12 protein-coding genes are annotated in these 15,875 nt (G+C 62.0%); 11 read left to right on the top strand and 1 reads right to left on the bottom strand.

Annotated features, from left to right (window positions below; all coding sequences use genetic code 11):
• The first annotated feature begins 44 nt into the window (after positions 1–44).
• The 10 genes from E3Z29_RS12815 (at position 45) to E3Z29_RS12770 (ending at position 12,053) form a co-directional block, all read left to right on the top strand.
• Positions 45–752 carry a MotA/TolQ/ExbB proton channel family protein gene (locus tag E3Z29_RS12815; RefSeq protein ID WP_007966644.1) on the top strand — a complete coding sequence of 236 codons (708 nt, stop codon included), beginning with the start codon at positions 45–47 and terminating at the stop codon, positions 750–752.
• A complete protein-coding gene (locus E3Z29_RS12810) occupies positions 752–1,153 on the top strand; it encodes a biopolymer transporter ExbD (protein WP_003223575.1) in 402 nt (133 codons plus the stop codon). Before E3Z29_RS12815 ends, E3Z29_RS12810 begins: the two co-directional genes overlap by 1 nt.
• 206 nt (positions 1,154–1,359) lie before the next feature.
• Complete coding sequence (locus E3Z29_RS12805; RefSeq protein ID WP_167734109.1) at positions 1,360–4,071, top strand: TonB-dependent receptor; 2,712 nt, start codon at positions 1,360–1,362, stop codon at positions 4,069–4,071.
• Positions 4,072–4,300: 229 nt separating this feature from the next.
• A complete protein-coding gene (locus E3Z29_RS12800) occupies positions 4,301–6,166 on the top strand; it encodes an extracellular solute-binding protein (RefSeq protein WP_134785932.1) in 1,866 nt (621 codons plus the stop codon).
• Between the two features lies 1 nt (position 6,167).
• The gene (locus E3Z29_RS12795) at positions 6,168–7,232 is read left to right on the top strand and encodes a microcin C ABC transporter permease YejB (RefSeq protein ID WP_134785931.1); all 1,065 of its coding nucleotides are present in this window, start codon (positions 6,168–6,170) and stop codon (positions 7,230–7,232) included.
• Positions 7,232–8,254: an ABC transporter permease gene (locus tag E3Z29_RS12790; protein ID WP_134785930.1), complete on the top strand. Its 1,023-nt coding sequence runs from the start codon at positions 7,232–7,234 to the stop codon at positions 8,252–8,254. The genes E3Z29_RS12795 and E3Z29_RS12790 overlap by 1 nt, the downstream gene beginning before the upstream one ends.
• Before the next feature lie 14 nt (positions 8,255–8,268).
• A complete protein-coding gene (locus tag E3Z29_RS12785; RefSeq protein WP_134785929.1) occupies positions 8,269–9,903 on the top strand; it encodes an ABC transporter ATP-binding protein in 1,635 nt (544 codons plus the stop codon).
• Between the two features lie 168 nt (positions 9,904–10,071).
• The gene (locus tag E3Z29_RS12780) at positions 10,072–10,593 is read left to right on the top strand and encodes a DUF3455 domain-containing protein (RefSeq protein ID WP_134785928.1); all 522 of its coding nucleotides are present in this window, start codon (positions 10,072–10,074) and stop codon (positions 10,591–10,593) included.
• A gap of 228 nt (positions 10,594–10,821) precedes the next feature.
• The gene (locus E3Z29_RS12775) at positions 10,822–11,355 is read left to right on the top strand and encodes a sigma-70 family RNA polymerase sigma factor (protein ID WP_134785927.1); all 534 of its coding nucleotides are present in this window, start codon (positions 10,822–10,824) and stop codon (positions 11,353–11,355) included.
• Positions 11,352–12,053 carry an anti-sigma factor domain-containing protein gene (locus tag E3Z29_RS12770; protein ID WP_134785926.1) on the top strand — a complete coding sequence of 234 codons (702 nt, stop codon included), beginning with the start codon at positions 11,352–11,354 and terminating at the stop codon, positions 12,051–12,053. Before E3Z29_RS12775 ends, E3Z29_RS12770 begins: the two co-directional genes overlap by 4 nt.
• A 7-nt stretch (positions 12,054–12,060) precedes the next feature.
• On the opposite strand, the gene E3Z29_RS12765 is transcribed toward E3Z29_RS12770, so the two are convergent.
• On the bottom strand, positions 12,061–13,152 hold the full coding sequence (locus E3Z29_RS12765) for a DUF1615 domain-containing protein (RefSeq protein WP_134785925.1): 1,092 nt from the start codon (positions 13,150–13,152) through the stop codon (positions 12,061–12,063).
• Between the two features lie 324 nt (positions 13,153–13,476).
• Between E3Z29_RS12765 and E3Z29_RS12760 the strand changes: the two genes are divergently transcribed.
• A complete protein-coding gene (locus tag E3Z29_RS12760) occupies positions 13,477–15,681 on the top strand; it encodes a TonB-dependent siderophore receptor (RefSeq protein ID WP_134785924.1) in 2,205 nt (734 codons plus the stop codon).
• Positions 15,682–15,875 lie beyond the last annotated feature (194 nt).

The following is a 15,875-nucleotide window of genomic DNA, read 5'->3' as shown; positions in this document are numbered from 1 at the left end:
ACCCAACGAACTCACAACCGACTTAATGCAAGCGAGGTGTAGCGATGAACAATTCACTGTCTTCGATGATTGTCCCCGGTGTGCTCTGGGGCCTGGTGCTGTTTTCCGTGGTCAGCTGGGCGATCCTGCTGGTCAAGTCGGCGCAATACCTGCGCCAGAAAGCCCAGAACAAACAGTTCAGCAAAGCCTTCTGGGGCGCACCGGATCTGCTTACTGCCGCCGAACACGCCAGTCAGTACCCGGGCTCGCTGGCGCGCATCGCCAGCAGCGGCTTCGAAGCTTTGCTGGTGGAAGAATCGCCGCGCACCACGCAACAACTGGCGCACACCATCAACCGTTCCGATCGCCTGGAGCGCAACCTGCGCCAGCAGATCCAGAAAGAACGCCGCTCGCTGGAAAACGGTCAGGCGATTCTCGCCAGTATCGGCAGCACCGCGCCGTTCATTGGCCTGTTCGGTACCGTGTGGGGGATCATGGAAGCCCTGCAAAGCATCGGCGAAACCGGTTCGGCCAGCCTTGAAGCGGTCGCCGGCCCCATCGGTCATGCACTGATCGCCACTGGCGTGGGGATCGCCGTCGCGGTCCCGGCGGTGCTGATTTACAACTTCTTCCTGCGCCGCCTGAAACTCGCTTCGGCAGACATGGATGACTTCGCCCACGACTTCGACGCCCTCGCCTCGCGCAGTGCGTTCTCCATCAGCCGCCAGGCCATCGCCAGCAAAACCACAGCCGCCGTGCGGGAGGCCAGCTGATGTCCTTTTCCACCCAAGACAGCGATGAAGTGCTCAGCGAAATGAACGTCACGCCGCTGGTGGATGTGATGCTCGTGCTGCTGGTGGTGTTCATCGTCACCGCGCCGCTGATGACCAATGCGATCAAGGTCAATCTGCCGAAAACCGACGCCGTCGCTCCCGCCGAAAAGAAAGACCCGGTGGTGGTCAGCGTCGATCAGGACGGCAAGTTCTACCTGGCGAAAACCGAACTGGCGCCGGAATCGCTGGAGGCCAGCCTCAAGGAGGTCAAGGCCAAGGACGCCGAAGTACGCGTGCAGCTGCAGGCCGACGCCAACGTCAATTACGGCCAGGTGGCCAAGGCCATGGCGTCCATCGAGCGCTCGGGCATCAGCAAGATTTCGGTGATGACCACCCACTGAGTGCGGTGCCGGGCGCGCGTTGAGAAGCGCGCCCGACACCGCTGAAGCATCCCGTCGCAATCAGCCGACCGAAAAAACGCAACGCGTGTTCGGAGGGGATCGGCTTGCTTGAAGAAAGTGGTTTTCCGCACGCGGTATCACCGATAGCGGAGCAATGAGGGGCTCACAAGGCCAATTCGATAACGTCTAAAAAGTCGGAAATAACCATGCTGATGAACACTCCACGCTTCACGCTCAAACCTTTGGTGGCAACGATCTCTCGCCACCGTTTTGTTCCGTTGTATCTGGTGGCCATGGGGATGGGCGCCGGGACTGTGCAAGCCGCCGAGGATGACAACGCCGCCGTGCCCGCTGCGACAGCGGTGGTGGCGCCGACCACGCAACTGCAACGGGTGGAAGTGACGGGTTCGGCGATTCGCCGGGTAGATGCGGAAACGGCGGTGCCGATCACCATTCTCAAGGCCGATGAGTTGCGCAAACAGGGCGTGACCACCACCGCCGAACTGGTGCAGCGGATCACCGGCAGCCAGTCGATCAACAACAGCGCCGGCTCGGTCGGCGCCGCCACCGGTGGCGCTTCGTTTGCCGACATGCGCGGCATCGGCGCGAACAAGACGCTGGTGCTGCTCAACGGTCGACGCCTGGCGAACAACGCCTTGTCGGGCACCAACTCGGCCGGCGGCGCGGTGGATCTGAACATGATCCCGTTTGCCGCGATCGAGCGCGTGGAGGTTCTGCGCGACGGCGCATCAGCCCTGTACGGCACCGACGCCATCGGCGGCGTGATCAACTTCATCACCAAGAAATCCATGACCGACGGCCAGCTCACCCTCGGTGGCGAAACCCCGACCCACAGCGGCGGCGGTGCCACCAAAGACATGAGCGCCAGTTGGGGCTACGGCGATCTGGAGCAAGACCGCTTCAACGTCCTCGGCGTGTTCAACTACAACAAGCAGCAGAACCTCGACGCCAACGACCGCTCCTTCGCCCGCGACTATGTGCCCGGCCGTGGCCTGGACCAGACCTCCGGCACCGCGTTCCCCGGCAACTACAGCCAGAACGGCAACGCCACCAACCCGTTGGCCAATAGCAATTGCAACGGGCCGAACCTGGTGGCGCGCGATGGCCTGTGCCGCTTCAGCACCCGCGAATACATCGACCTGATTCCGCAAACCGAAAAGACGTCGTTCTTCGGCAAGACCACCGGCAAGCTGGCGGATGACCACAACGTCAACCTCGAATACTTCTGGTCGCGCAACAACAACGCCACGGCGGTCGGCCCGGCCCCGCTCACCGGTTTGAGCCTGGATTCGTCATCGCCCTACTACCCCGGCAACGGCATCACCCCCGGCCCGACCGGCTTCGCCCTCGACCCGACGCAACCGGTCGATGTGAACTGGCGCGAGACTGCTGCCGGCCCGCGTGAATCGAAAGACCAGAACACCAGTCAGCGCTTTCTGCTGAGCTTCGATGGTCTGGTCGGCGGCTGGGATTACAACGTCGGCGCCTCGTACAACCAGAACAAAATCGTCTCCAGCGTCACCAGTGGATATGTCAGCGATCAGGCGATGATCAACGGTCTGGCCAGCGGTCTGCTCAACCCGTTTGGCCCGCAATCCGCCGCCGGTCAGCAGTACATCGACCAGGCCATGTACCACGGCGCCTACTCCACGGCTGTCGGCCGCGTGGCCGGTTTCGACGGGCGGATCAGCCGCGAGATCGGTGACTGGTTCGGTGCCGGCCCCGCCGGTCTGGCGCTGGGTGGAGAGTACCGCAAAGAGAAATTCCACCAGGACTTCGAACAGTTTGCCGGTGATATCCAGAGCCTCGGCATCGACCCGGCCGGCAGCGTCGAAGGTGACCGCAGCGTGAAAGCCGCGTACGCCGAAATCAACGTGCCGGTGCTCGACAGCCTCGAACTGTCCGCCGCCGTGCGTCACGACAAATACAGCGACTTCGGCAGCACCACCAACCCGAAATATTCGTTCCGTTATCAGCCGCTCAAGGAGCTGGTGGTGCGCGGCGCGTACAGCGAAGGGTTCCGTGCACCATCGCTCTACGAGCTGTATTCGCCGCGCAGCATCACCTACACCCAGGGCTACTACAACGACCCGGTGCTGTGTACCGGTGGCGTGGTGCAACCGGGCGGCAACGGCGGGCGCGATTGCGGCCAGCAGTTCCTCAATCAGATCGGCGGCAATGAAGATCTGGCTCCGGAGAAGGCGCGCAACGTGACGCTGGGCTTCGTCTATCAGCCGGTCAGCAACCTGTCGGTGGGTCTGGATTTCTGGTGGATTCACATTTCCAACCAGATCCAGCCGTTCCCTGAATCCACCGTGTTCGATCAGGCCGGCAGCTACCCGGATCGCTTCGTGCGCAACGCCGACGGCACGCTCAACTACATCGTCACCGGCAACGCCAACCTCGGCATCGTCGAAACCAACGGTGTCGATGTGTCGCTGGATTACCGCTTCCCGAACACCCCTTACGGCCAGTTCGGTCTGGGGCTGCAAGGCACCTACGTCGACAGTTACGACTTCCAGAGCACCATCAAGGGTCCGTTTACCGACAAGGTCGGCGACTTCGAAGGGGACGGGGTGATCGCGCGCTGGAAACACAACCTCACCGGCAGCTGGACCTTCGGCGCGGCTCGCGCGTCGCTGACCAACCGCTTCACCACCGGTTACAACGACTACGACCGCGATACCCATGCGCGCGTGGCGTCGTATTCGGTGTGGGACCTGTCGGCCGGCTACACCTTCAACAAGGTGCTGGACGTGGATGCGGGGATGAAGAACATGTTCGACCGCAACCCGCCTTTCACCAACCAGGCCTACAACTTCCAGAGCGGCTATGACCCGCGCTACACCGACCCGCTGGGCCGCACGCTGTTTGCGCGCATGACGTATCACTTCTGACCCCAGGGCTGGACACATCCTTTGTGTGACTGAGCTTTTGTGGTGAGGGGATTCATCCCCGATGGGGTGCGAAGCGCCCCCAAAACCTGAACTGCGGATGACCAGAATCACCGCATGCAATGGGTTTGCGACTGCTTCGCAGCCGGTCGGGGATAAATCCCCTCACCACAGGGCACTCCCACAGTTTTCAGCGTTGCCAGTGAGTTTTCGGGCTTAGAGGAAAAACTTCATGAGATTCATGCGCAACATGGCAGGCCTGCTGCTCGGCGGCGTTTTGCTCTGCGCCGCCGTGCCGGCAATGGCCGCCGGCAGCTACGCACTGACGGTATACGGCGAGGCTCCGAAGTATCCGGCGGGTTTCGAGCATTTCGATTTCGTCGATCCGCACGCGCCCAAGGGCGGTTCACTCAGTCGTGCGTCGATGGAAATCGGCCAGTACAACTACATCACTCCGTATGCCGATCAGGGCATTTCCGTGGTGCAGGTCAACGACTGGGTGTATGCGCCACTGGCGTTCCGTTCGCTCGACGAGCCGTACACCGTTTACGGTCTGGTCGCGCAACAGATGGAACGCGATCCCGATGGCCTCTGGGTGCGCTTCACTCTGAACCCCAAGGCTCGCTTCGCCGATGGCACGCCGATCACCGCCGAGGACGTGCGCTACACCTTCAACCTGCTGATGACCAAGGGCAGCCTCAGTTATCGCCAGCAATACGCCGACGTGCAGGACGTGCTGATCGAAGGCCCACGGCAGGTGCGTTTCACTTTCAAGAACAACCTCAACCGCACCCTGGCGCTGGACCTGGCGACCCTGCGCGTGGTGCCCGAACACTGGTGGAAAACTCGCGATTTCGCCAACGGCGGCGGCTTCGAGCCACCGCTGGGCAGCGGCCCGTACCGCGTGAGCAAGGTCGATGCCGGGCGCAGCATCAGTTTCCAGCGCGACCCGGACTGGTGGGGCAAAGACCTGCCGGTCAGTCGCGGGATGTACAACTTCGACACGCTCACGGTGAATTTCTATGGCGACACCGACGTCGCCCGGCAACTGTTGCAGGCCGGGGCTTTCGACTACAACCGCGAGTTTTCCTCGTCCGGTTATGTGGTGGGTTACGACAGTCCGGCGCTGCGTGACGGTCGCTTGCAGCAGGCGATCCTCGCTCCGGAAAAACCCACCGCCGCCCAAGGCTTCGTGTTCAACCTGCAAAACCCGATCTTCCAGGATCGCCGCGTGCGTCAGGCGATCAGCCTGCTGTGGGATTTCGAATGGACCAACAAGCAGATGATGCGCGGCTTCTACGTGCGCCAGAACAGTTTCTGGCCCAAGAGTGAAATGGCCGCCACCGCCCTGCCCGACGCCGAAGAATTGAAGATTCTCGAACCGCTGCGCGGACAGATTCCCGACGAGGTGTTCACCACGGTGTATCAGGCGCCGAAAACCGACGGCAGCGGCTACATCCGCGACAAGCAGCTGCAAGCTCTGAAGCTGCTCGCCGAGGCCGGCTGGACGCCGCAACACAGCCGACTGGTCAACGCCGCCGGTGAGCCTCTGGAGTTCACCTTCCTCGACGGTCAGGGCGGTTTTGATCGCATGCTGCTGCCGTTCAAACGCACCCTCGCGCAGATCGGCATCACCCTCAATCTACGGCGGATCGACTCGGCGCAATACGTCAATCGGCTCAACGCCCGCGACTACGACATGATCGTCACCAGTTTCCCGCGCAGTGGCGATCCGATCGTCTCCCCCGGACGCGAGCTGTACAGCCTGTACGCCTCGCAAAGTGCCACGCAAGTCGGCAGTTCGAACTCGATGGTGCTGGCCAACCCGGCGGTCGATCAGCTGATCGACGGGCTGGTCGAGGCTGACACCCGCGACGCCATGGTGCATTACGCCCGCGCCCTCGACCGGGTGCTGCAATGGGGTTACTACATGATTCCCAACTACTACTCCAAGGGCACGCCGACGGTGTATCAGAACCGCTTCGGCATGCCGCCGGTGCAACCGGCGTACGACGAAGGCCTCAACACTTGGTGGGAGGTCTCGGCCAAGCCGTTGACCACGCAACAGATGCACACCCAGCTCGCGGGGGGCCAGTGACATGCTGCGTTATCTGAGTCGACGTTTGCTGCTGATCATCCCCACGCTGCTGTGCATTCTGGTGGTCAACTTCGTGATTGTGCAGGCCGCACCGGGCGGCCCGGTGGAGCAAGCCATTGCCCGCCTGCAAGGTTTCAGCGGGCACGGCATGGGCGGTGGTGGCGAAGTCGCCGCGGTTGGCGGTGCCGGGCGCAGCAGCCGGGGCCTCGATCCGGCGCTGATCGAGGAAATCAAACACCACTACGGCTTCGACAAGCCGATGCACGAACGCTTGTGGCTGATGCTGAAAAACTACGCCCAGCTGGATCTGGGCAGCAGTTTCTTTCGCGGCGCCAAGGTCACCGATCTGATCGTGCAGAAACTGCCGGTGTCGCTGTCGCTCGGCCTGTGGGCAACGCTGATCACCTACCTGATTTCAATCCCGCTGGGCATCCGCAAAGCGATCAGCAACGGCAGTGCGTTCGATGTCTGGAGCAGCACCGCGATCATCATTGGCTACGCGATGCCGGCGTTTCTGTTTGCGATGCTGCTGATCGTGGTGTTCGCCGGCGGCAGCTACGTCAACTGGTTCCCGGTGCAGGGGCTGGTGTCGGATAACTTCGACAGCCTCAGCACCTTGGGCAAGGTCGGCGACTACCTCTGGCACCTGGTGTTGCCGGTTACAGCACTGGTGATCGGCGGTTTCGCCACCCTGACCATCCTCACCAAAAACAGCTTCCTCAACGAGATCAGCCGCCAGTACGTGATCACCGCGCGGGCCAAGGGTCTGACCGAACGCCGCGTGCTCTACGGCCACGTGTTTCGCAACGCGATGCTGCTGGTGGTGGCCGGGGTGCCCTCGGCGCTGATCGAGGTGTTTTTCGCCGGTTCCTTGCTGATCGAAACCATCTTCAACCTCGACGGCCTCGGGCGCATGAGTTACGAGGCGGCGGTGTCGCGTGACTATCCGGTGGTGTTCGGCGCGCTGTTTCTGTTCACCCTGTTCGGCCTGTTGATCAAGCTGATCGGTGATCTCTGCTACACCCTGCTCGACCCGCGCATCGACTTCTCGGCGAGGACTGCCTGATGTTCACACTTTCTCCTCTGGGTCAGCGCCGGGTCGCGCAGTTCAAGGCCAATCGCCGTGGGCGCTGGTCGTTGTGGCTGTTCCTCGGGCTGTGCCTGATCTGCCTCGGCGGCGAACTGATTGCCAACGACAAACCGTTGGTGATCCGCTACCACGGCGCCTACTACTTCCCGATCCTCAGCGAATACCTGGAAACCGATTTCGGCGGCGAACTGCCGTTCCAGCCGGATTACGCCAGCGCTTACGTGCACGGGCTGATCGAGGATCAGGGCGGCTGGATGCTGTTTCCGCCGATCCCGTTCAGCTACGACACGGTCAATTACGACCTGACTGAACCGGCACCCAGCCCACCCTCTTCGAGCAATTGGCTGGGCACCGACGATCAGGCGCGGGACGTATTGGCACGGGTGATTTTCGGCACACGAATTTCGATTCTGTTTGCGCTGATCCTCACCGGCATCAGTGCGTTGGTCGGCATCGTTGCCGGGGCGTTACAGGGTTATTACGGCGGTTGGGTGGATTTGCTTGGGCAACGGGTGCTGGAGATCTGGTCGGGGCTGCCGGTGCTGTATCTGCTGATCATCTTGTCCGGGTTTGTCTCGCCGAGTTTCTGGTGGTTGCTGGGGATCATGGCGCTGTTTTCCTGGCTGGCATTGGTGGACGTGGTGCGCGCCGAGTTCCTGCGTGGACGCAATCTGGAATACGTCAAAGCCGCGCGGGCGCTGGGGCTGACCGACAGTGAACTGATGCTGCGGCACATCCTGCCCAATGCGATGACCTCCACCCTGACCTACCTGCCGTTCATTCTGACCGGCGCCATCGCCACCCTCACCGCGCTGGATTTCCTCGGTTTCGGCATGCCCGCCGGGACCGCTTCGCTGGGCGAACTGATCGGCCAGGCCAAGCGCAATCTGCAAGCGCCATGGCTGGGGCTGACGGCATTTTTTGCCTTGGCGCTGATTCTGTCGTTGTTGGTGTTCATCGGCGAGGCTTGCCGTGATGCGTTTGATCCACGATCTTGATCCGAGGAGCTGACATGAGCGACAACCTGATTGAAATCCGCGACCTGCGTGTCGCCTTCGCCGGGCAGGAAGTGGTGCACGGTCTGGACCTCGATATTCGGCGTGGCGAATGCCTGGCGCTGGTCGGTGAGTCCGGCTCGGGCAAGTCGGTGACGGCGCATTCGATTTTGCGCCTGTTGCCGGGCAAAACCGTCAGCAGCAGCGGTTCGATCGCTTATGACGGGGTGAACTTGCTGCACGCCAGCGAGCAGCAGATGCGCGGTTTGCGCGGCAACCGGATTGCGATGATTTTCCAGGAGCCGATGACCTCGCTCAATCCTCTGCACACCGTGGAGCGACAGGTCAGTGAAGTGCTGGAGATTCACAAGGGCCTCAAGGGCCGCGCCGCCCGTGAGCGCACGTTGGAGCTGCTGGAACTGGTGGGCATTCGCGAGCCGTTGCAGCGTTTGAAAGCCTATCCGCATCAGCTCTCCGGCGGTCAGCGGCAACGGGTGATGATTGCGATGGCACTGGCCAACGAACCGGAACTGCTGATCGCCGATGAGCCGACCACGGCGCTGGACGTGACCGTGCAGCAGAAAATTTTCGAACTGTTGATCGAGTTGCAGCAGCGGCTCGGCATGTCGATGCTGCTGATCAGTCACGATCTGAATCTGGTGCGGCGCATCGCGCAACGGGTGTGCGTGATGCGTCACGGTGAAGTCGTCGAACAGGCTGACTGCGAGACGCTGTTTCGCGCGCCGCAGCACCCTTACAGCCGCTTGCTGATCGAGGCTGAACCGAGCGGTGCGCCGGTGCCGAGTCCGTACCAGCACAACCTGCTGGAAGTCGATGATCTGAAGGTCTGGTTTCCACTGCCCAAGGGCTTGTTCAGTCGTTCGCAGGCGTACATCAAAGCGGTGGACGGAGTCAGTTTCCGCCTGCAACGCGGCAAGACCCTGGGGATTGTCGGCGAGTCCGGTTCGGGCAAATCGACGCTGGGTCAGGCGATCCTGCGGCTGGTGGAATCCGAGGGCGATATCCGCTTCGGCAACAAGCAGCTGAGCCTGCTCAATCAACGCTTGATGCGCCCCTTGCGGCGACAGATTCAGGTGGTGTTCCAGGATCCGTTCGGCAGCCTGAGTCCAAGGATGTCGGTGCAGCAGATCATTGCCGAAGGCTTGCTGACCCACGGCATCGGCACCGAGGCCGAGCGCGAAGCAGCAGTGATTCGCGTACTCGAAGAAGTCGGCCTTGACCCCAAGAGCCGTCATCGCTACCCCCACGAATTTTCCGGCGGCCAGCGTCAGCGCATCTCCATCGCCCGCGCGCTGGTGCTGGAGCCGGCGCTGATCCTGCTCGACGAACCAACCTCGGCGCTGGATCGCACGGTGCAGAAACAAGTGGTGGAGCTGTTGCGGCAACTGCAGATCAAGCATGGGCTGACCTATCTGTTCATCAGCCATGACCTGGCGGTGGTGCATGCGCTGGCGCATGACTTGCTGGTGATCAAGGATGGCAAGGTGGTGGAACAGGGTTCGTCGCGGGAGATTTTTGCTGCGCCAGCCCACCCCTACACCCAGGAACTGCTGAAAGCCTCCGGCCTCAAGCCCGACGCAAGTCCCTGTGGGAGCGGGCTTGCTCGCGAATGCGATATGCCTGTGACATGAATATCGACTGACAGGACGCCTTCGCGAGCAAGCCCGCTCCCACAGGGGGGATTGGTGGGGTTTGAAAAATATTTTTCAGGCACTGCATCCAAACGCCTCCGCCACGGGTAGTCCCTGTAACAGCCCTCTTCGGCTGTCAGCGGTCTACCCCTTTCGGAGATAACACTGATGAACATCACTCAACTGATTGGCCTCACCGGTTTGCTCGCCCTGTCCTCGACAACCTTCGCCCAAAGCAGCTACCCCGATGCGATCAAAGTCCCGGAAGGCCACAAGATCGCGATGGAAACCACCGGCGTCGGCGAGATCACTTACGAATGCCGCGACAAGCCCAATGCCGCCGGGCAGACCGAATGGACCTTCGTCGGCCCTAAAGCGGTGCTCAATGATCGCAGCGGCAAGCAGGTCGGCACCTACTTCGGCCCGCCCGCCACCTGGCAGGCCAAGGACGGTTCGAAAGTCACCGGCACGCAATTGGCCGTCGCTCCGTCGAGCCCGGGCAACCTGCCCTATCAACTGGTCAAGGCCAACCCGGCTGAACGCAAAGGCGCGATGAGCGGCGTGAGTTATATCCAGCGTGTCGCGCTCAAGGGCGGCGTGGCGCCGGGCAGTGAATGCACAGCGGCGAACAAGGGCAAGCAGGAAGTGGTGAAGTATCAGGCCGACTACATTTTCTGGGCGGCGAACTAGTTCCTTGATGTCCCTATGGGAGCGAACTTGTGGCGAGGGGATTCATCCCCGATGGGGCGCGAAGCGCCCCAAAATCCGGCAACTGCGGAGTCAGGCATTCACCGCAACCAACGGTTACGGCTGCTGTGCAGCCGGTCGGGGATGAATCCCCTCACCACAAAGGCTCGCTCCCACAGTAGAAGACTGTGTTGTCTGGATGTTTGAAGAATGTGAGCTAGATTGCACCCCATGTCTTTGCCTGAACCGCTGTTTGATTACGAAGCCCGTCTCGCTGCCTGTGCCCGCGGCGAGCAGTCGGCCCTGCGCGATTTGTACGTGCAGGAAGGCCCGCGCCTGCTCGGCGTTGCAAAACGACTGATACGTGACGCGGCGCTGGCCGAAGACATCGTGCATGAGGCGTTTATCAAGATCTGGAACGGTGCGGCGCAATTTGATCCGGCGCGCGGTTCAGCGCGCGGCTGGATGTTCAGCGTGACCCGGCATCTGGCGTTGAACCAGCTGCGTGATCAAAGCCGGGAGACGCCGTTCAACGAAGAACACGATGCCGTGCCTGACGAGGACGCCTTCGATGTGCAGGGCCATTCGGCGCGGATCCATCGTTGTCTGGAACAACTCGACCCGCAGCGGCGAAGCTGCATTCTCCACGCCTATGTCGACGGCTACAGTCATGCACAGATTTCCGCGCGCCTGGACACGCCGCTGGGCACGGTCAAAGCCTGGATCAAACGCAGCCTCAACGCTTTGCGGGAGTGCATGGGATGACCACTGAATCGGCGCAGGAACGTGATGAACTGGCCAGTGAATACGTGCTCGGCACCCTGTCGGCGCCGGAGCGCGAAGCACTGCAACGGCGCTTGCCCCACGAGCCCGAGCTGCAAGCGGCGGTGGATGCCTGGGAGCGACGCTTGCTCGACCTGACCGAATTTGCCGGCACGCAGCAGCCTTCGCCGCACTTGTGGCCGCGCATCGAGCGCAGTGTCGAGCGGTTCGCGCAAAAAGCGCCGGCTGCGCCGTCAACCTCGTGGTGGAATCTGCTGCCGCTGTGGCGCGGCTTGAGTGCGGCCGGCTTGGCCGCCACATTGGTTTTGGGCTCGATCCTGCTGACCCAGACCCCGCCGAAGCCGAACTATCTGGTGGTGCTGGTCGCGCCGCAGGACAAGGCGCCAGGCTGGGTGATTCAGGCCAGCAATCCGCGTGAAATCCAGTTGATCCCGCTGGGCGTGGTCGAAGTGCCGGCGGACAAGGCGCTGGAGTTCTGGACCAAGGCTGACGGCTGGCAAGGGCCGGTGTCGCTGGGGCTGGTCAAACCGGGGCAGACGCTCTCGGTGCCGCTGGATAAATTGCCGCCGCTGCAACCGAATCAGCTGTTCGAGCTGACGCTGGAAGGCGCCAATGGCTCGCCGATCGGTAAACCGACCGGGCCGATTCAGGCCATTGGCCGAGCCGTCAAAGTGCTTTGAACCGGCGTCAACCGGCCTTGGCCATGCAGCGCTTGTAGCGCTCATCCACGCGTTTGGCGAACCACGCCGTGGTCAGCTTGCGGGTGATTTTCGGGCTCTGCAAAACGATCCCCGGCAACACCGCGCGTGGCAAGGTCTTGCCTTCAGCCTTCTCGGCCAGTTCGAACACGCGCTGGTAGAGTTTGGTTTCTTCGAATTCCAGGGTCTTACCCTTCTCCAGTTGATCGCGAATGGTCGGGTTGCGCATGCCCAGCGACTTGCCGAGGGTGCGCACCGCCAGTTCGGTGGTGCCAGGCATGATCGAGTCGTAGCGAATCAAGTCGCCATCCAGCGCCAACGGGATGCCCGAAGCTCGGCTGACGGCGTTCTGGAACGCGGCATTGCGGCTGGCGTACCAGCCGGCATTGAAGTCGGCGAAGCGGTACAGCGGCTCGCGGTAACTCACCGGGTAGCCAAGTAAATGGGCGATGCCGAAGTACATGCCGCCACGGCGGGTGAACACTTCGTGGCGGATCGTGCCGTCTACCGGGTACGGATACTCCTTGGCGTACTGCTCGGCGAATTCGATGCTGACCTGCATCGGTCCGGCGGTGTGCACCGGGTTGAAGCCGCCGAACAAGGTGCGGCCCATCGGCACCCTGCCGATGAAATCGTCAAAAATGGCGCTGAGTTCTTTTTCACTGCGTGCCGCGTTCAAGCGTTCGCTGTAGGTCTTGCCGCTGGTGGAGCGCACTTGCAGCGCGGCGCTGACCAACAGACCGGGGATATGCACTTTGGCGGCACGACGGTCGATTTCGTCGCGGGCGATCTTGCCCAGGCCCGGCACCGTGGGGTCTACCTGGAAGGTGGATTCCTGCTCGGCCACGGCCAGCACCGAACACAGATTCTGCGTGGTCGGGCTGATGTTCTGCGCGGCGAACGCGGCGTAGATGTCGGTGGCCCAGCCTTGACGGTCGGGCACTTTGGCCGGCATCAGCCGCACTATTTCGGCCTTCACTTCAGCCGGCGCACGCGGAACAGGCTCCTGACTGCGCTGGCCGGCGCAACCGGCGAGCACCAGCAGCGCGGCGAGGGTAACGAGTAATCGAGGGGTGTGCATGGCGCTCCTTGGCGTGCATTGAGGCGGGTTCACCATACGATCAAAGGGGTGACGCAGGCTAGGACTGTGACCTTAGTGGTGAGGTGATTTATCCCCGATGGACTTCGCAGCAGCCTTCCAATATCAAAGCGACCCGCTCCGCGCGCCATCGGGGATAAATCCCCTCACTACAGGTTTCCATTCGGATCGGGAAATTCAGCAAGATAAACTGATTGCAAAACGTTACTGCGAACTCCTATCATTTGCGCCTGGAGTCGTATTTGCGCAAGGAGTTCCCCGCGCCGTTCTAATTTTCTCACCAGCCGCACGCCTCCAGGTATCGACATGCCCGTTTCAGCTCGACTCGCCGTCCCGTTTCGCCCGACGCTTCTTGCCCTGCTGTGCTCCCTGACTGTCACCGCTCACGCTGCCGACGAAAACGGCAAGGAGCTGGTGCTCGACAACGTCAACATCAACGCCCAGGCACCGACGCCCAACGCCCTGCCCCCGGTCTATGCCGGTGGTCAGGTCGCCCGTGGTGGTCAGCTCGGCGTGCTCGGCAATCAGGACATGATGGACGTGCCGTTCAGCGCCGCGTCGTACACCGAACAGCTGATTCAGGACCAGCAAGCGGAAAACGTTGCCGACGTGTTGCTCAATGATTCGTCGGTGCGTCAGGCCTCGGGCTTCTCCAACCAGGCGCAGGTGTTCATGATCCGCGGCTTGCCGCTCAACGGCGACGACATTTCCTATAACGGCCTGTACGGCGTGCTGCCGCGGCAGATCATTTCCACTGACGCCCTGGAGCGCGTGGAAGTGTTCAAAGGTCCCAACGCTTTCATCAACGGCGTGACCCCGACCGGCTCCGGCATCGGTGGCGGCGTCAACCTGCAGCCCAAGCGTGCCGGCGACGAGCCGCTGCGCCGCTACACCACCGACATCAACAGCGAAGGTCGCATCGGTCAGCACTTCGATATCGGCCAGCGTTTCGGCGAAGACAACCGCTTCGGCGCGCGGATCAACCTGTCGCAGCGCGAAGGCGACACCGGCATCGATCACGAAAACCAGCGCTCGAAACTGTTCAGCATCGGCCTCGACTATCGTGGTGACGCGCTGCGTATTTCCGGCGACTTCGCCTACCAGAAAGAACGCGTCAACGGTGGCCGCAACTCGGTCAACCTCGGCACTGCCACGCACATTCCGGACGCGCCGTCGGCAGACACGAATTACGCGCCGAAGTGGGGTTACACCGACATCGAAGACACCTTCGGCATGCTCCGCGCCGAGTACGACCTGAACGACAACTGGACCGCGTACGTCGCTGGCGGCGCCAAGCACACCCGCGAGGTCGGGCGCTACAATTCGACCACGCTGGTGGGCAACAACGGCGCCTCCTACACCACCGGCTCGTTCATCCCCCACGATGAGGACAACACCAGCCTGATGGCCGGTCTCAACGGCAAGTTCAACACCGGCGCCGTCAGCCACAAGCTCAATTTCGGCCTCAGCGGTCTGTGGGCCGAACAGCGCAGTGCCTATGATTTCGACCTGACCAAGTACGCCAACAACATCTACCACCCGGTGGAAACGCCGTCGCCGGTCGGCAATTTTTCCGGCGGCGATCTCAATGACCCGGGCATCGTCGGCAAGACCTTCAACCGCAGCCTCGCGCTCTCCGACACCCTCGGTTTCTTCGATGATCGCCTGCTGATCACCGCTGGCCTGCGTCGCCAGCAACTGGTGGTGCAAGGCTACAACTACGCCAGTTACGGCAGCGGCAGCCGCAAGTCGAGCTACGACGAATCGATCACCACGCCGGTCTACGGCATCGTGTTCAAGCCGTGGGAACACGTGTCGTTCTACGCCAACCACATCGAAGGCCTGGCCCAGGGGCCGACCTCGCCAGCCAGCACCGGCGGCTTGCGCGTGACCAACGGCAACGAAGTCTACGCACCGGCCCGCTCCAAGCAGACCGAGGCCGGGGTCAAGGTCGACATGGGCACTTACGGCGCGAGCCTGGGCGTCTATCGCATCGAGCAGCCGAGCGATGGCTACTGTGAAATCAACAGCGCCACCACCTGCACTTACGTGCGTGAAGGCGAGCAGATCAACAAAGGCGTAGAGATGAACGTGTTCGGCGAGCCGATCAATGGCCTGCGCCTGATCAGCGGCCTGACGCTGATGGACACCGAACTGCGCAACACCCAGAACGGCGCCAACGACGGCAACCGTGCCATTGGCGTGCCGAGCTTCCAGTTCAACGCCGGCGCCGATTGGGATGTACCGGGCCTGCAAGGCGTGGCGCTGAATGCGCGGATGCTGCGTACCGGCGGCCAGTACGCCGACGCGGCCAACAACCTCAGCCTGCCGACCTGGAACCGCTTCGATGCGGGTGCGCGTTACGCGTTCAAGGTGTCGCAGAAAGACGTGACCCTGCGTTTGGGCGTGGAAAACCTGGCCAACAAGAAATACTGGGAGTCGGCTCAGGGCGGTTATCTGACCCAGGGTGAGCCGCGGGTGGCGAAGTTGTCGGGCACTATCGATTTTTAAAGCTGAGAAGCCCTCACCCTCAAAAGCCCCTCACCCTAGCCCTCTCCCGTAGGGAGAGGGGACTGACCGCGGTGTTCTTTCGAGTCACGCCGACGTGTGCCACCGAGTCGAACTAAGGTTTTGAAAGGCACCCAAATCGGCTCCCTTTCCCCCTCGCCCCCTTTGGGGGAGAGGGCTGGGGTGAGGGGGCAAAT

It is taken from the genome of Pseudomonas sp. S150, from assembly GCF_004526365.1.
Lineage (GTDB): Bacteria > Pseudomonadota > Gammaproteobacteria > Pseudomonadales > Pseudomonadaceae > Aquipseudomonas > Aquipseudomonas putida_A.
The sequence above is the reverse complement of the archived record's forward strand: the minus strand, read 5'-3'. Positions and strand labels throughout refer to the sequence as shown.